The following is a 19,084-nucleotide window of genomic DNA, read 5'->3' as shown; positions in this document are numbered from 1 at the left end:
GAAGCCTCGCCGCCCCTGCGCTGCGCCCTCGTCCTTGTGTTCGCGCCACCGTTCCGCCCTAATTCCAGCGCGGCGCCTTTATCCTTGGTTCCCCAGTATTTGCGATCTATATCGCAAGGGGTCAAGCTGTTGTGTCGGCCGGATTTAGTGGTGGGAACCCTCATGGTCAAGCGCTGGGGTGGTGACGTGGACGCAAAACCTGTAGTTGATGAGGCCCTGGGAGAGCTTCCCGCCTGGGATCTGAGCGATCTCTACGGCGGGCCGGAGTCCGACGAACTGGGCCGGGACCTGATGCGCAGCGAGGAGCGCGCCCAGGCCTTCAGGAAGCGCTACGCCGGCGGTCTGGCCGCGCTCGACGGGGAGGCCCTGGGCGCGGCGATCGCGGCCTATGAGGAGATCCAGGAGAGCCTCGGCCGCATTATGAGCTACGCGCAGCTGGTCTATTCCGGCGACATGACCGATCCGGAGGTTGCGCGCTTCTTTCAGAGTATGCAGGAGCGCTCCACGGCCATCTCCAGCGAACTCCTGTTTTTCAGCCTGGAACTCAACCGGCTGGACGAATCGGCGCTGGCGGAGAAGCTGAAGGCGCCGGGCCTGGCCCGCTACGCGCCCTGGCTGCGCGATCTGCGCGCCATGCGCCCGCACCAGCTTTCGGACGAGGCCGAGCGATTGCTGCACGAAAAGCATGTCGCCGGACGAGCCGCCTGGACGCGGCTCTTCGACGAGACCATGGCGGCCCTGAGGTTTCCCTTTCGCGACCAGACCCTGACCTCGGCGGAGGTGCTGAACCGCCTGACCGACCGCGAACCCGAGGCGCGCCGCGAGGCGGCCAAGTCCTTTGGCCGGGTGCTGGGCGAGAACATGCGCGTCTTCTCGCTGATCACCAACACCCTGGCCAAGGACAAGGAGATCGAGGACGGCTGGCGCAGCTTCGCGCGCCCGGTGTCGCCTCGCAACCTGGCGAACTTCGTCGAGGACGAGGTGGTCGATGCCCTGGTCGGGGCCGTTCACCGCGCCTATCCGCGCCTGTCGCACCGCTATTACGCGTTGAAGGCCAAGTGGTTCGGCGTCGAGGCCCTGCCGTACTGGGACCGCAACGCGCCGCTGCCGCAGGACGACGACCGGCTGATTCCCTGGCAGGACGCGCGGCAGCTTGTGCTCGACGCCTATGCCGAGTTCTCGCCGGCGCTGGCGGCCATCGGCAAGCGCTTCTTCGATCAGTCCTGGATCGATGCCCCGGTCCGTCCGGGCAAGGCGCCCGGGGCCTTCGCCCATCCCACGGTTCCCTCGGCCCACCCCTATCTGCTGCTGAACTATCAGGGCCGGGCCCGCGACGTGATGACCCTGGCGCACGAATTGGGGCACGGCGTGCATCAGGTCCTTGCTGCGCCGCAGGGCCATCTGATGGCGGATACTCCGCTGACCCTGGCCGAAACCGCCTCGGTCTTCGGCGAAATGCTGACCTTCCAGGCGATGCTGAAGGCCGAAAGCAGGCCCGAGCGCCGCAAGATCATGCTGGCCTCGAAGGTCGAGGACATGCTGAACACGGTGGTGCGGCAGATCGCCATGCACGAGTTCGAGACCCGCGTGCATGACGAACGACGCGCCGGCGAGCTGCTGCCCGACCGGCTGGGCGAAATCTGGCTGGAAACCCAGCGCACCAGCCTGGGCCCGGCCATCGCCTTCGATGACGACTACAGGCACTTCTGGGCCTACATCCCACACTTCATCCATGTGCCGTTCTACGTCTATGCCTATGCCTTCGGCGACTGTCTGGTGAACTCGCTCTATGCGGTCTATCAGGACGCCGAACAGGGCTTTGCCGAGAAGTACCTGGAGATGCTGGGCGCCGGCGGCAGCAAGCGTCATCGCGAGTTGCTGGCGCCTTTCGGGCTCGATGCCTCCGATCCGGCGTTCTGGGACCGCGGGCTGTCCCTCGTCGAAAGCTTCATCGATCAGCTGGAAGACATGGACTAGGCCTCTGCGCATCCCGGAGCCCCGGCTTCTGTCCGGCGGTCCGGGCTGATGTGGCTCAAAGCGTCTTCGTCGGGTTTGCGGTTAAATCGGGTCCGTAAGGTCGCGCCGCTCTCCGCCCTGCCGCTGGAGCGGTCCGCGACCGCAGCTCTGGCCGCTTGGAGGCTCCGGTGACTGCGACCCCTGATACGCCCGGCTCCGAAATACCCCGACTCGTCACCAAGGACGGCAAGGCCCTGTCGGCGCCCGATACGGCGACCGAAGCGCCGGACCCGGACCGCCTGCCGGACGTCGCCGGCCATCCGGTCGGCATCGCTTCCGCGGAGGACTTGGTTTCGCCAGCCGTACCGCTGGCGGGCCTCTTCGGCGGCGAGGCCATAGACCGCATGCTGCATGCCGGCCTGGCGCGCATGACCGCAGGGATTTCCCCCGCGGCACTGGGCTTGGCGTTCACCGACTGGTGGGCGCATCTCGCCCTGGCGCCCGGCAAACGGATCGAGCTTGCCGAAGCCGCCTGGTCCGCCACCCTGCGGTTTGCCGTGGCGGCGTCGCGCAGTCTGGCCGGTGCGTCCGGTCCGGCTCCCATTACCCCGGCGCGCGGCGACAAGCGGTTTCGTGATCCGGCCTGGAACCGGCTGCCATTTTCCCTCTACTGCCAGAGTTTCCTGCTGGCCCAGGAGTGGTGGCGGCAGGCGGCCAGTGGCGTGCGCGGCGTTTCCCGGCACCACGAAGCCGTGGTCTCCTTCACCCTGCGCCAGTTGCTGGACGTGCACGCGCCCTCCAACTACCTGGTGACCAATCCGCTGCTGCTGCAGGAAACCCTGGCCCAGGGCGGCGCCAACCTCTATCGGGGCTGGTTGAATGCGCTGGAGGATTGGGAGCGGCGCATCAGCGGCCACGGCCCGGCGGGGACGGAGGCTTTCAAACCGGGGCGCAATCTGGCGATCACGCCGGGCAAGGTCGTCTACCGCAACGACCTGATAGAATTGATTCAGTACAGCCCGGCGACAAAGGAGGTCCGTCCGGAGCCGGTTCTGATCCTGCCGGCCTGGATCATGAAGTACTACATTCTTGATCTCTCGCCGCAGAACTCGCTGATCCGCTACCTCGTGGGGGCCGGCCACACGGTCTTCGCCGTCTCCTGGAGAAACCCCGGCGCCGAAGACCGCGACCTGGATATGGAGGATTACCGCCGTCTCGGCGTCATGGCGGCGCTGGATGCGGTGACTGCCATCGTTCCCGACAGCAAGGTCCACGCGGTCGGCTACTGCCTGGGCGGAACCCTGCTGGCCATTGCGGCTGCGGCCATGGCGCGCGATGGCGATGATCGCCTGCAGTCGATGACCCTGCTGGCGGCCCAGACCGACTTCACCGAGGCCGGTGAGCTGATGCTCTTTATCGACGAGAGCCAGCTCACGTTCCTGGAGGACATCATGTGGTCGCAGGGCTATCTGGATACCAGCCAGATGGCCGGCGCCTTTCAACTGCTGCGCTCCAACGACCTCATCTGGTCGCGGATGGTGCACGACTACTACTTCGGCCAGCGCCGCGATCAGACCGACCTGATGGCCTGGAACGCGGATGCCACCCGCATGCCCTACCGCATGCACACCCAGTATCTGCGCCGCCTCTTCCTCAACAACGATCTGGCCCAGAACCGCTATCCGGTGGACGGCCACCCTGTGACCCTCGGCGACATCAAGGTGCCCGTCTTCGCCCTCGGCACCGCCAAGGACCATGTGGCGCCCTGGCGCTCGGTCTACAAGATCGTGCTGCTGACCGACAGCGAGGTCACCTTCCTGCTGACCAGCGGCGGCCACAACGCCGGCATCGTGACCCCGCCCGGCCATCCGCGGCGGATTTATCAGATCACCCGGATGCACGACCACGAGGGCTATATCGACCCCGAGCGCTGGCGCGCCTCGGCGCCTGTCCACAAGGGCTCTTGGTGGCCGGCCTGGCAGTCCTGGCTGGCCGAGCCCTCCGGGCCGCCCGGTCCGCCGCCGCCGCTGGGCCGGCCGGAGGCCGGCCTCCCGGCTCTGGAAGACGCACCGGGCCGCTACGTGCACGAGCGGTAAACAACGGCGGAAACCCTGGCTTCCGGCGCGGCGACGGGAGACTGTCACTGGACTTCTGGGCCCCTTGGGCCCAAGTTCATGGGCATGTCCGAGATTGACAACGAAAACCAAGAGCTTAACGAGGATGACCGGTCCCGCTTCTCAGGCCGCATGCGGCGCTACGCGCGGGTCGGCACCTCCGTCGGCGGCTTGGCGGCACAGGTGGTGGGCGCCCGCTACCTGGGCCTGGGCCTGGACCGGGGCAAGCACTCCTCGGAACTGAAAGCCGCGCTGGGCGGGCTCAAGGGCCCTCTGATGAAGGCGGCTCAGATCCTCGCCACCATCCCCGACGCCCTGCCGCGGGAGTACGCGGAGGAACTGCGCCAGCTTCAGTCCAACGCGCCGTCGATGGGATGGCACTTCGTCAAGCGCCGCATGCGCGCCGAGTTGGGCGCCGACTGGCAGAAGAAGTTCAAGTCCTTCGAGCACGAGGCGGCGGCAGCCGCTTCGCTTGGACAGGTGCACCGCGCGGTCAGCCCGGACGGCCGCAGCCTTGCCTGCAAGTTGCAGTATCCGGACATGCTCTCCGCCGTGGAGGCCGATCTGCAGCAGCTGAAGATTCTCTTCGGCATCTACAGGCGCTACGACCGCGCCATCGACCCCTCGGACATCTACCACGAACTGGCGGACCGCCTGCGCGAGGAACTCGATTACGAGCGCGAGGGACGCCACATGGAACTCTACCAGGCCATGCTGGCGGAGGAGGACGGCGTCCATGTGGCCGACCTGCTGCCGGAGCTCTCCACCCAGCGCCTTCTCACCATGACCTGGCTGGAAGGCAAGCCGCTGATGGACTTCATCGCCGGCACCGACTGCGTCGAGCAGCGCAACGCCGTGGCGCTCAACATGTTCCGCGCCTGGTACGTTCCCTTCTATTACTACGGCATCATCCACGGCGACCCGCACCTGGGTAACTACACCATCCGCGAGGACGGTACGGTGAACCTGCTGGACTTCGGCTGCATCCGGGTCTTCCCGCCGAAGTTCGTGAAAGGCGTCATCGATCTCTACTTCGCCCTGGAGCGCGACGACCCGGAACTGGCGGTGGAGGCCTACCGCACCTGGGGATTCACCGAGATCAGCAAGGAACTGCTGGCAGCCCTGAACCTTTGGGCCACCTTCCTCTATGCGCCCCTGCTCGAGGACAAGCCTCAGAAGATCATGGGCGACAAGAGCAGCCTCTACGGTGCCGAGGTGGCCGGCGAGGTGCACAAGGAACTGCGCCGCCTGGGCGGTGTGAAGCCGCCGCGCGAATTCGTGCTGATGGACCGCGCCGCCGTGGGCCTGGGCTCGGTCTTCATGCATCTGGATGCCGAGATCAACTGGCACCAGCTTTTCCACGACCTGATCAGCGGCTTCAACGTCGACGCCCTGGAAGACCGGCAGACCCAGGCCCTCAAGAAGCTCGACCTGCCCCTGCCGAGCTGAAACCGAACTCAGGCGGCAGCTTCCTGCTCGGCGCAGATCAGCCCGCCGTCTTCCTCGGTCAGAGGCACCTCCAAAAGCCGGCAGCGGTGGGGAGAGCCGGCGGGATCTTCGGCGCTGAAGTGCCGGCAGGTCCGGCAGAGGCCGAAGGGCTGGCCGCCGCGCCGGCGCAGGGTCTCGGCGAGCAGGCGTTGAAGCCCCTCTGTAAGCGTCTCCCTTTGCTCGGCGGAAAGGCCTGCGGTCCCACGCAGCAGCGCTTCGATCGGATCGCGGGCCAGCAGGCGGCTGCCCTTGGCCGTGAGCCTGAGGGCGACCTGCCGCCGGTCTTGAGGATCGATCCGCTTTCCGATCAGGCCCTTGCGCTCCAGCGCATTCAGTGTCTGGGACACCGTTCCCTTGGTCATGCCCAGATAGGCCGTGACGCCCGAAGGTGTGCGCGAGAAGCGGTTTGCCCGCCCCAGATAGCGCAGGGCCTCCCACTGTGTCGGCTTGAGGCCTTCGCTGTGGGCCTCGTTCTGCAGGACACGCGCGAGGCGTTCCAGCAATAGGCCGAGGTCATCGATCGATTCCATGATTTATAGTATCGACTAAAAACTTTCCTTGCAAGTTCGTGATTCAGGCGCTATCTCGATAATATCGACTCGATACTAAAGGAGATTCCGATGCCCAGAATCACACCCTATCCCCACAGCGAAGCAAGCGGCGACCGCAAGGAACTGATGGATGCCGTAAAGCAGCAGTTCGGCGGCGTCATCAATATGTTCGGGACCGTGGCCCATTCGCCGGCCGCGCTTGAGAGCATGCTTGGATCCTTCGGCGCCCTTGGAAAAGGCCGGCTTGGCCCCGCCCTTGGCGAGCAGATCGCCGTTGCCGTCGCAAACGCCAATGGCTGTGAATACTGTCTTTCCGCCCACACCGTCCTCGGCAAGAAGGCCGGCGTATCGGCTGAGGCGATGGAGGAGGCGCGTCAGGGCCGTTCGGCCGACCCGCGCAGCCAGGCGGCCATTGCTTTCGCGCTGAAGGTGGTGGAGACCCGCGCCCACATCGAGACCCATGATCTCGAAGAGCTGCGCGCGGCAGGCTTTGATGACGAAGAGATGGTCGAGATTGTCGCCCATGTGGCGCTCAACCTCTTTACCAATTACGTCAACGTGGCCTTTGACGTCGATGTCGACTTTCCTTCGGTGAAGCCGCGGCAGGCGGCGGCCTGACTGGCCACCGTTTCACTCGTTTCACCGGCTCCGGCCGAGCCGCGGGCCGGCGCCGGTGAGCCAAGGATCACGCAGGGAGTGGAGTTTGCTTGTGAGCGCTTTTTTTCTTTTCGACAACCTGGAGGTCACCGACCCGGCGGCTCTGGAGAGATATAAGGACAGCGTCGGCCCGGTGGTGGCCAGGTACGGTGGCCGCTACCGGGTCCTCGGCGGCGCGACGACGGTCGTTGAAGGGTCCTGGCAGCTGCGGTATCCCGTCATCATCGAGTTCGACGACGCGGACAAGGCACGGGCCTGGTACAACTCCGACGACTACAGCGCCCTCAAGGCCCTGCGTCAGTCCGCAGTGGTCTGCAATGCGGTGTTGATCGAAGGTCTTTGATGCTCCGATTCTGGGTCCCCTGGGAAAGACCTGCGACAAAAGGTGACAGAGCGGGCCCCTTTTGCTCTTGGTGAAGGTGGCCTATCTCTTCGGCTGAGCCCGGCGGGCCGCAACGGCGCGTCTCCACCAGGTCTCAGTCGCCGCACCATCGCTTCGATCGGAGGATCGGAAATGGATTTGGCGACCCCTCTCACTCAGGCCCGCAAGGCCGTCCGGCAAGCCGTCTTGTCAGGCGCGGCCCCCCTCGGTCTGCCCGCCGCGCAGATCTTCGAACACGGCAGCCTGAAGCTCTTCTTCTACGAGCCGCGCGGCGTCGACAATCAGCCCGTCCATGATCAGGACGAGGTCTATGTGATCGTCAGCGGCTTCGGTACCTTTGCCGTGGGGGACAGCGAGACAACGCTGGAGCGCAAGGCCTTCGGCCCGGGCGATGCGATCTTTGTCGCCGCCGGCCGGCTGCACCGCTTTGAAGACTTCACCGACGACTTCGAGACCTGGGTGATGATGTATGGGCCGGAAGGCGGTGAGCGGCCGGACGACACCATATCGCTGGTCTAGCCATCGCGTCTCTCGGCAAGCCGCCACGAACGCCGGGTCGGTCCTGCCGTCGTCCCGGGGCCGGGCCCGGTCGTCCTGGCGGGTGCCGGTTCAGGCGTCCAGGTCTTCACCGAAAAACAGCAAACAGCCGTCCGGATCTTTCACGTGAAATTCGCGCATGCCGTAGGGTTGATTGAAGGGCGGGCGCAGCCGCCCTTCCGGTAGCGCCTCCAGACTGGCCTTCAGGTCCTGATAGAGCGCGTCCAGGCCGCGAACGTGAAAGTAGATCGCGATGTTGTTGGCGGTGGCCTCCAGGGCCTTCGGGTCATCGCAGTGCAACAGCTGCACACCGACGGCGGGTTCGCGCATGACGATGGCGATGCTGGCGTCCTCCGCCAGAAAGCGTGTCTCGAACCCGAGTGTTTCCGTATAGAAGGCGACGCTGCGGCGTACATCGCTGACCGGAACGATGGTCATGGCGCTTTCGATGGTCGGCCGCGTTTCGGTTTCCAGCATCTTCTGCCCCTTTATCGAAGCCTTAACCCCGACTCTATCAAATAGGCGCAGGTCGATGTCATCAACAACCATTTGCTTCAAATGCCCGATAATGCCGCCATTCAAGGGCAGGACCTGGACACGCTGCCGCGCTTCTGCGTCGTGCTGCGCGGAGAGTATCTCTCCGTGACCAGCGATGCGGGCGACGAGGAGCAGCTGGGATTCTACGTCGTGCGCACAGTGGCTGCGGACGACCAGAACACGGCCGAGAAGCTCGCTCTGTTCGACCTGGAAGCGGAAATCCGCATGAAGGGCCTTGGGCCGGTGCCCGACTCCATGGAGATCGACAAGAGCCAGCGTCTTGACGAAGATCAGGACGATGTGAACAGCGGTTTCATCCTCTATCCCGCGCCTTAGCCGGGCGCCAGAAGCCGCAGGATCGCCGGCACCAAGGAAGAAACGGGCCGCAGCAACGAGAAGACGCCTGCGGCCTCGCTCTGGTTTTCCGTGCCGCAGATGACCGCATCGGCTGACGGCCAGTAGAGCATGAAGCCTTTCAGGAAGCTGGTGTGGCCCCAGAGTTCGCCGAAGCCCGGCGCGCCCAGTTCTTCGAGATTGAAGTGACGCATGCCGAGGCCGTAGGAGACCCCGCGCTCTCCGGTCGGCCGCCAGGCCATCATGCTCTGACGGCTTCTGTGGTCGCGGAACACGCGGTCTTCGACAAAGGCTTGCAGGAAGCGCGCCAGATCGGCCGCCGTGGTCACCAGGCCGCCGCTGGCCCAGTCGGCCGAGATACTGCGCAGGCCGCCATAGTGGAGGTCGCCGACGTAAGGTTGCGAGACCACAGCTGCAGCGAAGCTCGTCGGGGCTTCGCGAAACAGCATGTAGGTTTCGTGCATCCCCAGCGGCCTGAAGATCTTCGCGCGGTAAAGCTGATGCAGCGGCATGGTGGTCACCGCCTCGATCACCAGCCCGGCCAGAACGAAGCCGGTGTCGCTGTAGTGCCATCCGGCCGCCGGCGCGAAGTGCGCGGTCAGATGGTCCCTGGTCCAGTCGATCATCGCCTCCGGCTGCCAGAGTCGTTCCGGGTCGTTCGTGAGCTCGGCCATAAAGGCGCTGCGGCCGTCATCGAGAGGCCTGCCGTCGCTGAAGTGGTCCGCAAGGCCGCTCGTGTGCCCCAGCAGCTGGCGCAGGGTGATGAAGCGCCCGCGATCCAGGCCGCGCACCACATGCAGGTCGTCCAGCACGCTGTTCGGCAGGTAGGCGCCGATACCGCGGTCGAGGTCGAGTTCGCCGTCCTCGGCCAGCTGCAGGCAGAGCGTGGCCGTGAACATCTTGGTGATGCTGGCTGCGTGGAAGCCATCCCCCGGCCGGAGCGGCGCGCCCGAGACGCGGTCGCGCAGACCGGCGGCGCCGGCCCAGTTGAAGCCGGGGGCCTCAACGCGCAGCATGGCCCCGGGAACTGTCTTTTGAAGGGTTACGCTTCTGTAGAGCAGGCGCTGAAACGCCTCTTCACGCTCGATAGCTTGCAGGGGTATCGCCATGTTTCTCCTAGGCGTCTTGTGCCTCTCCTGACTGTTGGCGTTGACGCGGCTGGACCCAGGAGGGAAAGAGTTCCTGGGGGTTCAAAGCGGGATCCGTCTCGAAGGCGACCCGGGCCTCGCCCAAGAGGCTCTCAAGACTGCCGTTTTCGTAGGCTTCGAAGAGTTCCGTGCAGCCGCCGACGAAGTGCCCGGCGATGAAGATCTGCGGAATGGTGATGCAGCCGCTGCGGGCGTTGAGCGCCCGGCGGACCCGGCCGCCGAGGTCATCGGCCTGCAGCGCGACCGAATCCAGGTCGACCGAGCGATAGGGGATGCGCAGCCGCGCAAAGAAGCGCCGCACGGACCAGCAGAACTCGCACCACTCGAGGGCGAACATGACCACCGGCGCGGTGGGGTCGCCGAGAGCGTCCTCCAGATAGGCCGCGGCCTCCGGATCGCTTTCTTCGGCCGCCGCTGCGCCGGCGCCGTTTGCGCTTTGCTTGGCGGCTGCGGGAGGGGCGCTGGGTGCGACGCTGTCGAAGCGCGCGGAGGGCGTGGTGCGGGAGAGGGCGATCTCCTCCCCGGTCATGTCCTCCGGAATGTCCTCGAACAGCATCGTGCTGAGATAGCGCTCGCCTGTATCCGGCAGCATGCAGAGCACCGTGCTGCCCTCGGGCGCCATGCGGCAGACCTCCAGGGCGCCGGCCAGGGTCGCGCCACCGCTGATCCCGGTGAAGATACCCTCCTCTTGCGCCAGGGCGCGCGACAGACGCAGGGACTCGTTGCCGTCCACCGGAATGATCCGGTCGACAAGCTTGGCATCCAGGGCCTCTTCGGTGAGGCGGGGGATGAAGTCCGGGCTCCAGCCCTGCATCAGGTGCGGGCGGAAGTGCGGATGGCTGGCACTGGGGCTGCCGTCGGCGGCGCGCTGCTGGCCGATGCCGCTGCCCAGGACCTGGGCGTTGTCCGGTTCACAGACGATGACCTTGGTGCTCGGGCTCTGTGCCGCCAGGACGCGGGCCACGCCCTTCAGCGTTCCTCCGGTGCCCGAGCCGGTCACCCAGTAGTCAAGGCCGGTGTCGGCAAAGTCGGCGAGGATCTCCCGCGCCGTCGTGCGCGAGTGCATCTCGGCATTGGCCTCGTTCTCGAACTGGCGGCAGAGGAACCAGCCGTGCGCTTCCGCCAGTTCTTCCGCCTTGGTCAGCATGCCGCTGCCCTTCTCCGCGGCGGGGGTCAGCACCACCTTGGCGCCGAAGAAGCGCAGCAGCTTGCGACGTTCGACGCTGAAGTTTTCCGCCATCGTGACCACCAGCGGATAGCCTTTGCTGGCGCAGACCATGGCCAGGCCGATGCCGGTATTGCCGCTGGTCGCCTCGATGACCGTCTGGCCCGGTTTCAGAAGGCCGCGCCGCTCGGCGTCCTCGATCACGCCCAGGGCGAGGCGGTCCTTGACCGAGGCCATGGGATTGAAGGATTCCAGCTTGGCGTAGAGCTTCACGCCCGCTGGTGCCAGCTTCCCGATGCGAACCGCCGGGGTGCGCCCGATGGTTTCCAGAATGCTCTCGTATCGACGGCTCATAAGTCTTCCCCAAGATTGCGTGCCGGAGCGGGGCCGCGGCTTCCTGCCGGCGGCCCGCTCTCGGCGTTGTCGATGCTCGCTGTTGCGCCTAGGCGGCCATGAGTGGGCTCAGCGCCTGGTTGACGCGCTGCGCTTGCGCCTCGGTGATGAGGTCGCCGAGAATGCGCTGGAACGGGCGGTGCTGCGCACCGGAGAGGATGTACTGCCAGCGGTAGGCCTTGAGCACGCCCGCGCCGACCGCCTCCTGCTCGGCTTTGCCGAGGCTGCGTCCGCAGATCTCCAGAAAATAGCGGGTGTCCTCGGCGGCCTGCAGCTGCAGCAGCCCGTCGACGGCGCCGACCAGGGCGATGAAATCGTCGACGGCCTTGTCGCGCTCCGCATCGCTCAGGCTGGCATCGAGGCGCCGCAGCTCGAGTTCGTCCATGATCGCGTGCTGGCTCTCTTCCTTCCAATGGAACAGGAAGACGTCCTTGAAGAGGGGAGAGAGGCTCTCGTCCGGCTCCAGGCTCTCGCGGTAATGCAACTGGGTGAACAGCTCGATGTGGAGGGTCAGCATCAGGACCGCCCAGGTCTCCATGCTGAGAACGGCCAGGGCGATGGCGTCCGGATCGCCGGCCTGTTTGTAGCCCGGGGGCATCTGCTCCTCGGCCAGCGCTTCGATGCGGCGGAAGAGCTCCTGGTGCTTCAGCTCCTCCTCGCTGAAGCGCACCAGCGCTTCCAGGGCGGTCTGGTCCCCCAGGGCGTGGTCGCGGCTGAGGTCCAGGACCTTGGCGTTGATGAAGCGTTCCACCAACCCGAAGATGTAGGCATAGGTGCGCCCTTGGATCTGGCTTAAGAGGCGCTGCTCGGCGGCGTCGAGGAAACTCAGTTCCGCGACCTTGCTGAGGCCCTGGGGCAGGAAGGTTTGTTCCATGTCGAAGGTCCGGCCGCGTATGACGTCGCGGTCGATGTCCCAGTTCACGCGCTTCGATGCCTCAATGCAGCGCGCAAAGCGCGCGCGGTCGCTATCGGCAAGTTGGACTCCGGTCTGGTTATGCATGATTGTCTCCTGAGTGTTGGGTCAGTTTTCCGAGAGCGCCGCCGCCGCGCCGCCGGCGGTCAGCGGGCTCAGGGTTTTCTGGTTGGCCTGAAGGAAGCGCAGGATGCTGCGGCAGACCTCCTCACCATGGGTGATGGGTCCCATGTGACCGGCGCCCGCGATCGTTTCGACGGTGCAGCGGGGCAGCGCGCTTTCCAGAAGCCGCGCCACCGCCGCGGTTGGGGGTGGCGCCAGCGAGCCGCGCAGAAGCAGCACCGGGAATTCGAGACGGCGGTAAGACGCCAGCGCCGCCGGCTCTTCGAACAGCGCATGGAAATCGAGGGGGGCCTTGGGCAGCCAGCGGGTCAGCGCCTCCTGCAAGGAGGGCCGCAAAGCCTCCCAGGCCCCTTCGCCGCTCCAGTAGTCGACGAAGCGGGTTGCTGCGGCACGGTAGTCGCCGCTGGCCACGCCTTCTACGGTGGCTTCGGCGACCGCCCGGATTTCCGCAAAGCTCGCCGCTTCAGCCGCCCCGGCATGCTTCAGCAGATGAAAGGCCGAGGGCTCGTAAAGCGTCATGCTTGTCACGGCATGCGGGCGCTGCAGGGCGATGTGCAGGGCGACGCCGCCGCCGTAGGAATGGCCGATCAGGTGAAAGGGCGCGTTCAGGGCGTCGATCATCTCCAGGAGCGGCGCCGCCTCATCCTCCAGGGTGAAGGCGTGATCGCCGCGCCATGCCAACCGTCCGTCCGCGCCCAGGAAACTCGGGGCGATCAGATGAAACGGCAGGTTCAGGCCGGCGGCCAGGTGGCGCCACTGCCGGGCATCGGAGCCCGAGCAGTGCAAGGCGACCACCGGCACCGGATGATCGGAATCCAGGCGTGCGAAAGTCATCGCTTTGCGTAGAATGGTCATGGGAGTGGCTGGCCTTCGGAGCCGCGGCGCGGTCAGGTATCGCCGAAGGCAGATTTCAGGGAAATCGGGCAGCTGTCCTGATTCGCCTGGTTTTCCTGCTGGCGACCGGGACAGCTGTCCCGGCCTGGGGCGCGAAAGACGGATTCAGGCGTTTTTCGGGCGCCGGATCACAGGTTTCAGGTGTCGGAAAAGTTGAAACAGCGCATCAGGTTCGCCCACTCCAAAGACGGGACTTCGCTGGCATGGGCCTCTGCCGGCGAGGGTCAGCCGCTGGTCAAGGCGGCCAACTGGCTGACTCACCTGGAACACGACCTGGAAAGTCCGGTCTGGTCGCACTGGGTGCGTTTCTTTGCCGCGCACTTCCAGTTTGTGCGCTACGACGAGCGCGGCTGCGGCCTGACCCAACGCGACGTCGAGGATCTTTCTTTCGAGCGTTGGGTCGAGGATCTCGAGGCCGTCATCGAGGCGGCGGGGCTCGAGGGCCCGGTCGCCTTGCTCGGCGTTTCCCAAGGGGCCGCAACGGCACTCGCCTATGCTGCGCGTCATCCGGAACGGGTATCGCGGGTTCTTGTCTACGGCGGCTATTCACAAGGCTGGCGGGCGCGCGGCGATGCCCAGGGCGCCAAGCTTTACCGGTCCATCGTCGATGTCATTGCCTTGGGGTGGGATCTCGAAAACCCGGTTTTTCGCGAGCTCTTCACCAAGCGTTTTATCCCGGCGGGAACGCCGGAGCAGATCTCCTGGTTCAACGATCTGTGCTGCAAGACCGTTGAGGCCGAGACCGCTGCGCGCCTCTTGAGCGCCCGTGCCGATGTCGACATAAGCCAACTGCTTTCCCGGGTTCAGGCCCCCGTTCAGGTGCTGCACGCAGCTGGCGACGAGGTGGTCCCCCTCGCTCAAGGGCGTGGCCTCGCCGCCGATTTGCCCAATGCCGAGTTCGTCAGCCTGGACTCACGCAACCACATTCTGTTGAAGCCCGAGCCGGCCTGGGCGCACTTGAAGGAGGCAGTCCTCGAGTTCATGGAGGGGACGCCGCGGCGCGGGCACGCGAGGAGCGCCGAACTGGCCGGGCTGTCGCCGCGTGAGCAGGAGATCCTGGCATTGATCTGCGAGGCCAAGTCGAACCCCGAGATTGCGGCGGCACTGGGGCTTTCGGAGCGCACCGTGCGGAACCACGCGTCCAACCTGTTCCGCAAGCTGGGTGTAAAGTCCCGGGCCGAGGCAATCCTGCTCTGCCATGGCGCAGGCGGGCGCTAGGAAGGCTGCGGCCACGCGCACCACCCCTCGGCGTTACCTCGAAAGGATAGTCGGAAGAACTAATATGTTGCTGCTTTGTTTCACCATCTTGCGGCAGCGCACATTTGCGATAAATATGCGATCTGCTGTCGCCGCAGCATGGGGAGCCGAGTGAGGGCTTAGAGGCTTGAAGCAGCGTATACGCTACGCGCGCTCAGCGGACGGCACAGCCATTGGATGGGCGAGTCTGGGCGAAGGCCCACCTCTCGTGAAGACATCCAACTGCCCGACCCACCTGGAGTACGACCTCCAGAGTCCGGTCTGGTCGCACTGGGTGCGCTTCTTTGCCGATCATTTCCAGTTCGTGCGCTACGACGAGCGCGGCTGCGGTCTTTCGGACCGCGAGGTCGAGGACCTGACCTTCGATCGATGGGTCGACGATCTGGAGGCGGTGATCGATGCTGCCGGGATCGATGGGCCCGTAAGTCTCCTGGGCGTGTCCAAAGGCGCGGCGACAGCCATTGCCTATGCCGCTCAGTATCCGGACCGGGTATCGCGCATCATCATTTACGGCGGCTATGCGCAGGGCTGGGGCGCGCGGGGCGATCCGCGCGGTGCCAAGCTGGCCAAGTCCATCGCCGATCTCGTGGCCCTGGGATGGGAAATGGAGAACCCGGTGTTCCGGGAACTCATCACCCGGCGCTACATTCCCGGCGGCAGCGAGGAGCAGGTCGACTGGTACAACGACCTCTGTCTGCGGACCATGACCGCGGAGATGGCCGGACGCCTGCTGGAGTCGCGTGCCGATGTCGATGTCTGCCACCTCTTGAGCCGCGTTGCCGTGCCGGTGCTGGTGATCCATCCCAACCGGGACGAGGTGATTCCCTTCAAGGAAGGCCGGATGCTGGCGAGCGAACTGCCCAATGCGGAGTTCGTGGAACTGGAGACCAACAATCACATCGTGCTCAAGCACGAGGCCGCCTGGGTGCGCTTCAAGGAGGCGGTCCTCGATTTCATGGAGCGCAGCCCGATGACGAGCCGCGGACACGTCCACGGGCTCGGTGGCCTTTCCCGGCGCGAGAACGAGATCCTGTCGCTGATCTGCGAGGCCAAGTCCAACCCGGAGATCGCCGCCGTGCTCAGTCTGTCGGAGCGCACGGTGCGCAACCATGCCTCCAACCTGTTCCGCAAGCTGGGGGTGCGCTCGCGCACCGAAGCCATTCTTTATCTGCACAGCACCATGCGGCGGTGACGCCTTAGCGTTCGGCCGCTGCCTTGATTTGAAGCAGGGGCTTCAACGGGTTCGCGCAACCGCGGGCATTGTCGATCGAGATGTGGTTGTGCGGCACAGGGCCGAGGCATGACAGCGGACAGGCCCCGGCGAAGGAGGTGGCGAAGATCGCCTGGCACCAGATGTTCCACGACATGATCGTCGGGTGCGATGTCGACGCCCTTGAGAAGCGCCGGACCAAGGTGCTGAAAGCCCAGGACCTGCGGCTGCCGCTTTAATCCGACCCTGCGCTGGTGGCTTCCGTCGCATCGCCACCGGCTGCGGGCTTTTTCTTGCCGAACCCTTCGCCCAGACGCTGCATCACCACGTAGAAAACCGGGGTGAAGAGCAACGACATGAGGGTGGCTGCGGCCATGCCGCCGACCACGGCGGTACCGATGGCCTGTCGGCTGGCGGCGCCGGCGCCGGAGGCGATGACCAAAGGCATGAAGCCGGCGATGGAGGAAATCGCTGTCATCAGGATCGGGCGGAAACGCAACCTGGCCGCCGAGGCTGCGGACTCGATGATCGACTTGCCCTCGGCATGCTCGGCCCGGGCGAATTCCACGATCAGAATGGCGTTCTTACTGGCCAGGCCGATCAGCAGCACGATGCCGATCTGAGTGTAGACGTTGTTGTCGAACTGCCGGGCCAAGAGCGCGGCGATGGTGCCGAGCAGGGCCAGCGGCACCACCAGGATGACGGCGGCAGGGCTGGTCCAGCTTTCGTACTGCGCGGCCAGCACCAGAAAGACCAGCAGGATCGCGAGCGCGAAGACCACAATGGACTCCGCGCCGACCTGCTTCTCTTGAAAGGATATGCCGGTCCACTCAAAGCCCATGGCTGCCGGTAACTTGGCGTCGGCAAGCTGCTCCATCAGGCTCAAGGCCTGGCCCGAGGAAAAGCCGGCGGCCGCCTGTCCTGTAATGGTCGCGCTGGGATAGAGGTTGTAGCGCACCACGGTCTGGGGCCCGAGAATCTCCTCAACCTTCACCAGGGTGCCCAGCGGCACCATGCCGCCTTCCGCGTTGCGCACGTCGAGGCGGCGAATGTCTTCGGCCTCGATGCGGTATTGATGATCGGCCTGCACCTTCACCTGCCATGTCCGGCCAAAGCGGTTGAAGTCGTTCACGTAGGCCGAGCCGAGATAGGTCTGCAAGGTGCCGAAGACCTCGTTCAAGGAAACCTCCAGCGACTTCGCTTTCACCCGGTCAACCTCGGCAAAGAGTTGCGGCACGTCGGCGCGAAAGGTCGTGTTGAGGTTGGTGAGTCCGGTCTGCGCGGTGCCATCGATTACGATTTCCTGGGCCAACTGCTGGAGCTGGACCAGGCCCAGGTCGCCACGGTCCTGCAACTGCATCTGGAAGCCGCCGGAAACCCCGAGGCCCGGAATGGCCGGTGGTGGAAAGGCAAAGGCGATGGCCTCTTGAATCTGGGAAAGCCCGCCCTGCAGTTTGCCGAGGATCGCGGCCTGTGAAAGGTCTGGGGTCTGGCGTTCCTCCCAGGGGGTCATGGTGACGAAGATGGTCGCGGCGTTGGAGGCATTGGTGCCGTCGATGAGGGAAAACCCGCCAAGCGAGACCCAGTTCTCGACGCCGGGAATGTCACCGATGATCTGATCGATCTTGTCGAGCACCGCATTGGTGCGCTCCAGAGAGGCGGCGTTGGGCAGTTGGACGGAGGCGATGAGGTAGCCCTGGTCCTCAATCGGCAGGAACGCGGTCGGAAGCTTGCCGAACTGCCAGCCGGTTAGGGCGCCGAGGCCGACGAAAAGGAGCATGACGATGGCGGTCATGCGCACCATCTTGTTGGTCAGCCAGGCGTAACCGTTCTCGGCCTTCAGAAAGGCCTTGTCGAAGCCGCGGAAGAAGACGCCTTTGTTCTTCTTTGGTGGTCGCAGCAGCAGTGCCGCCAGGGCCGGGCTCATCGTCAGGGCATTGACCGAACTGAAAACCGTGGCCACAGCAATGGTGATGGCGAACTGGCGGTACATCTGTCCGGTGATGCCGGGCAGGAAGGCGGCGGGGATGAAGACCGCCAGCAGCACCAGGGTGGTGGCGACGACGGCGCCGGAGACCTCCCGCATTGCCTGCATGGCCGCATCCCGTGCCTTCATGCCGCGCTCGATATGGGCGGCTGTGGCCTCGACCACGACGATGGAATCGTCGACCACGATGCCGATGGCCAGCACCAGTCCGAAGAGCGTCAGCATGTTCAGCGAGAAGCCCAGCACGCCCATGACGGCGAAGGTGCCGATCAGCGACACCGGAATGGCAACGGCTGGAATGACGGTGGCCCGCCAGTCCTGCAGGAACAGGAAGAGCACCAGAAAAACCAGGCCTGCCGCCTGGAACAGGGTGATGTAGACTTCCTGGATCGACTTCTCGACGAAGATTGTCGTGTCGTAGGGGACGCTGTAGACCATCGCCTCGGGAAAGCGGCTGCTGAGTTCGTCCATGGCCGCGCGCACGTCTTTGGAGACCGCCAGTGCATTGGCGCCGGGCAGCTGGTAGACCGCGATGGAGGCCGAGGGAGAGCCGCCGATGCGTGAGGTGATATTGTAGCTCTTGCCACCCAGCTCGATGCGGGCGATGTCCCTCAGATAAGTGATGCCGCCGTCATCGCCATGCTTGACGATGATTTCCTCGAACTGTTCGATGTCGCTGAGGCGCCCCAGCACATTGACCGCATACTGGAAAGACTGGCCGGTCGGGGCCGGCGGCTGTCCGATCTGTCCGGCAGCGACCTGGACATTCTGCTCGCGAATGGCGTCCACCACCTCTGTGGTGGTCAGGCCGCGCGACTTCAGGGCGCTGGGGTCAAGCCAGATCCGCATGGAGTAGTCGCTTGCCGGAAAGACGAAAACCTCGCCGACGCCGTTGATGCGGCTGAGGGTGTCGACGGCCTGCAAGGTTGCGTAGTTGCTCAGGAAGAGCTCGTCGTAGCGGTTGTCCTCGGAGTAGAGCGAGGCGATGAGGATAATGTTGCTGGATTTCTTCTTGGTGCTGACCCCTTGACGCACCACCTCCTCCGGCAGGTTTGCCTCAGCCAGGGCGACCCGGTTCTGCACCAGGATCTGGGCCAGGTCGAGATCGGCGCCGACCTCGAAGGTAACGGTCAGGCTATAGGAACCGTCGCTGGCGCTGGTCGAGGACATGTAGATCATGCCTTCGACCCCGTTGACCTGCTGTTCGATGGGGGAGGCAACGGTCTCGGCGACCACCTGGGCGTTGGCCCCGGGATAGGCGGCGGAAACCTGAACCGTCGGTGGCGTGATTTCCGGATACTGCTCGATCGGCAGGCCGAAGACGGTGACAAGCCCGGCGATCACGATGACGATGGAAATCACCGAGGCGAAAATCGGCCGCTGGATGAAGAACTGGGAGAACATGGCTCCGGTTCTCC

Annotated in this window: 16 protein-coding genes; 9 read left to right on the top strand and 7 right to left on the bottom strand. The window is 65.1% G+C overall.

Annotation, left to right across the window (positions count from 1 at the left end; translation table 11 throughout):
* Positions 1 to 162 precede the first annotated feature (162 nt).
* The 3 genes from ACO06P_RS06835 (at position 163) to ACO06P_RS06825 (ending at position 5,519) form a co-directional block, all read left to right on the top strand.
* Complete coding sequence (locus ACO06P_RS06835; protein WP_420349255.1) at positions 163 to 1,977, top strand: M3 family oligoendopeptidase; 1,815 nt, start codon at positions 163 to 165, stop codon at positions 1,975 to 1,977.
* Positions 1,978 to 2,144: 167 nt separating this feature from the next.
* Positions 2,145 to 4,052, top strand: a complete 1,908-nt coding sequence (locus ACO06P_RS06830) for a PHA/PHB synthase family protein (RefSeq protein ID WP_420349254.1) — start codon at positions 2,145 to 2,147, stop codon at positions 4,050 to 4,052.
* An 84-nt stretch (positions 4,053 to 4,136) separates the two neighbouring features.
* Positions 4,137 to 5,519: an ABC1 kinase family protein gene (locus tag ACO06P_RS06825; RefSeq protein WP_420349253.1), complete on the top strand. Its 1,383-nt coding sequence runs from the start codon at positions 4,137 to 4,139 to the stop codon at positions 5,517 to 5,519.
* 8 nt (positions 5,520 to 5,527) lie between these two features.
* On the opposite strand, the gene ACO06P_RS06820 is transcribed toward ACO06P_RS06825, so the two are convergent.
* The gene (locus ACO06P_RS06820; RefSeq protein WP_420349252.1) at positions 5,528 to 6,088 is read right to left on the bottom strand and encodes a MarR family winged helix-turn-helix transcriptional regulator; all 561 of its coding nucleotides are present in this window, start codon (positions 6,086 to 6,088) and stop codon (positions 5,528 to 5,530) included.
* A gap of 90 nt (positions 6,089 to 6,178) precedes the next feature.
* On the opposite strand from ACO06P_RS06820, the gene ACO06P_RS06815 reads away from it, so the two are divergent.
* From ACO06P_RS06815 to ACO06P_RS06805, 3 genes are all read left to right on the top strand, one after another.
* Positions 6,179 to 6,727 carry a carboxymuconolactone decarboxylase family protein gene (locus tag ACO06P_RS06815; protein ID WP_420349251.1) on the top strand — a complete coding sequence of 183 codons (549 nt, stop codon included), beginning with the start codon at positions 6,179 to 6,181 and terminating at the stop codon, positions 6,725 to 6,727.
* Positions 6,728 to 6,818: 91 nt separating this feature from the next.
* Positions 6,819 to 7,109: a DUF1330 domain-containing protein gene (locus ACO06P_RS06810; RefSeq protein ID WP_420349250.1), complete on the top strand. Its 291-nt coding sequence runs from the start codon at positions 6,819 to 6,821 to the stop codon at positions 7,107 to 7,109.
* Positions 7,110 to 7,280: 171 nt separating this feature from the next.
* The gene (locus tag ACO06P_RS06805) at positions 7,281 to 7,667 is read left to right on the top strand and encodes a cupin domain-containing protein (RefSeq protein WP_420349249.1); all 387 of its coding nucleotides are present in this window, start codon (positions 7,281 to 7,283) and stop codon (positions 7,665 to 7,667) included.
* Between the two features lie 90 nt (positions 7,668 to 7,757).
* Here ACO06P_RS06805 and ACO06P_RS06800 read toward each other — a convergent pair whose 3' ends face one another.
* The gene (locus ACO06P_RS06800) at positions 7,758 to 8,162 is read right to left on the bottom strand and encodes a bleomycin resistance protein (protein WP_420349248.1); all 405 of its coding nucleotides are present in this window, start codon (positions 8,160 to 8,162) and stop codon (positions 7,758 to 7,760) included.
* Between the two features lie 81 nt (positions 8,163 to 8,243).
* Here ACO06P_RS06800 and ACO06P_RS06795 point away from each other — a divergent pair, with 81 nt between their 5' ends.
* Positions 8,244 to 8,558 (top strand): hypothetical protein, encoded by a 315-nt coding sequence (locus ACO06P_RS06795; RefSeq protein ID WP_420349247.1) that lies wholly within the window; start codon positions 8,244 to 8,246, stop codon positions 8,556 to 8,558.
* Here the strand turns inward: ACO06P_RS06795 and ACO06P_RS06790 are convergent.
* From ACO06P_RS06790 to ACO06P_RS06775, 4 genes are all read right to left on the bottom strand, one after another.
* Entirely contained in the window at positions 8,555 to 9,685 is a 1,131-nt protein-coding gene (locus ACO06P_RS06790; RefSeq protein WP_420349246.1) for a serine hydrolase domain-containing protein, read from the bottom strand. The genes ACO06P_RS06795 and ACO06P_RS06790 overlap by 4 nt on opposite strands.
* 7 nt (positions 9,686 to 9,692) lie before the next feature.
* Positions 9,693 to 11,243: a pyridoxal-phosphate dependent enzyme gene (locus tag ACO06P_RS06785; protein ID WP_420349245.1), complete on the bottom strand. Its 1,551-nt coding sequence runs from the start codon at positions 11,241 to 11,243 to the stop codon at positions 9,693 to 9,695.
* Positions 11,244 to 11,331: 88 nt separating this feature from the next.
* Positions 11,332 to 12,282, bottom strand: a complete 951-nt coding sequence (locus ACO06P_RS06780; protein ID WP_420349244.1) for a hypothetical protein — start codon at positions 12,280 to 12,282, stop codon at positions 11,332 to 11,334.
* Between the two features lie 21 nt (positions 12,283 to 12,303).
* The gene (locus tag ACO06P_RS06775) at positions 12,304 to 13,173 is read right to left on the bottom strand and encodes an alpha/beta fold hydrolase (protein ID WP_420349243.1); all 870 of its coding nucleotides are present in this window, start codon (positions 13,171 to 13,173) and stop codon (positions 12,304 to 12,306) included.
* A 192-nt stretch (positions 13,174 to 13,365) separates the two neighbouring features.
* Here ACO06P_RS06775 and ACO06P_RS06770 point away from each other — a divergent pair, with 192 nt between their 5' ends.
* Both ACO06P_RS06770 and ACO06P_RS06765 read left to right on the top strand, forming a co-directional pair.
* A complete protein-coding gene (locus ACO06P_RS06770; RefSeq protein WP_420349242.1) occupies positions 13,366 to 14,430 on the top strand; it encodes an alpha/beta fold hydrolase in 1,065 nt (354 codons plus the stop codon).
* Positions 14,431 to 14,677: 247 nt separating this feature from the next.
* Positions 14,678 to 15,661 (top strand): alpha/beta fold hydrolase, encoded by a 984-nt coding sequence (locus ACO06P_RS06765; RefSeq protein WP_420349241.1) that lies wholly within the window; start codon positions 14,678 to 14,680, stop codon positions 15,659 to 15,661.
* 253 nt (positions 15,662 to 15,914) lie between these two features.
* Here ACO06P_RS06765 and ACO06P_RS06760 read toward each other — a convergent pair whose 3' ends face one another.
* A complete protein-coding gene (locus ACO06P_RS06760) occupies positions 15,915 to 19,070 on the bottom strand; it encodes an efflux RND transporter permease subunit (protein ID WP_420349240.1) in 3,156 nt (1,051 codons plus the stop codon).
* Positions 19,071 to 19,084 lie beyond the last annotated feature (14 nt).

Source organism: Pelagibius sp. (genome assembly GCF_965227505.1).
GTDB lineage: Bacteria > Pseudomonadota > Alphaproteobacteria > Kiloniellales > Kiloniellaceae > Pelagibius.
Note: the sequence above shows the minus strand (reverse complement) of the source record. Positions and strands in the feature narration are given on the sequence as shown.

Coding starts and splice junctions, on each gene's coding strand:
- ACO06P_RS06835 (WP_420349255.1), top strand. CDS start 163: ATGGTCAAGCGCTGGGGTGGTGACGTGGACGCAAAACCTGTAGTTGAT.
- ACO06P_RS06825 (WP_420349253.1), top strand. CDS start 4,137: ATGTCCGAGATTGACAACGAAAACCAAGAGCTTAACGAGGATGACCGG.
- ACO06P_RS06820 (WP_420349252.1), bottom strand. CDS start 6,088: ATGGAATCGATCGATGACCTCGGCCTATTGCTGGAACGCCTCGCGCGT.
- ACO06P_RS06815 (WP_420349251.1), top strand. CDS start 6,179: ATGCCCAGAATCACACCCTATCCCCACAGCGAAGCAAGCGGCGACCGC.
- ACO06P_RS06805 (WP_420349249.1), top strand. CDS start 7,281: ATGGATTTGGCGACCCCTCTCACTCAGGCCCGCAAGGCCGTCCGGCAA.
- ACO06P_RS06800 (WP_420349248.1), bottom strand. CDS start 8,162: ATGCTGGAAACCGAAACGCGGCCGACCATCGAAAGCGCCATGACCATC.
- ACO06P_RS06795 (WP_420349247.1), top strand. CDS start 8,244: ATGCCCGATAATGCCGCCATTCAAGGGCAGGACCTGGACACGCTGCCG.
- ACO06P_RS06790 (WP_420349246.1), bottom strand. CDS start 9,685: ATGGCGATACCCCTGCAAGCTATCGAGCGTGAAGAGGCGTTTCAGCGC.
- ACO06P_RS06785 (WP_420349245.1), bottom strand. CDS start 11,243: ATGAGCCGTCGATACGAGAGCATTCTGGAAACCATCGGGCGCACCCCG.
- ACO06P_RS06780 (WP_420349244.1), bottom strand. CDS start 12,282: ATGCATAACCAGACCGGAGTCCAACTTGCCGATAGCGACCGCGCGCGC.
- ACO06P_RS06775 (WP_420349243.1), bottom strand. CDS start 13,173: ATGACCATTCTACGCAAAGCGATGACTTTCGCACGCCTGGATTCCGAT.
- ACO06P_RS06760 (WP_420349240.1), bottom strand. CDS start 19,070: ATGTTCTCCCAGTTCTTCATCCAGCGGCCGATTTTCGCCTCGGTGATT.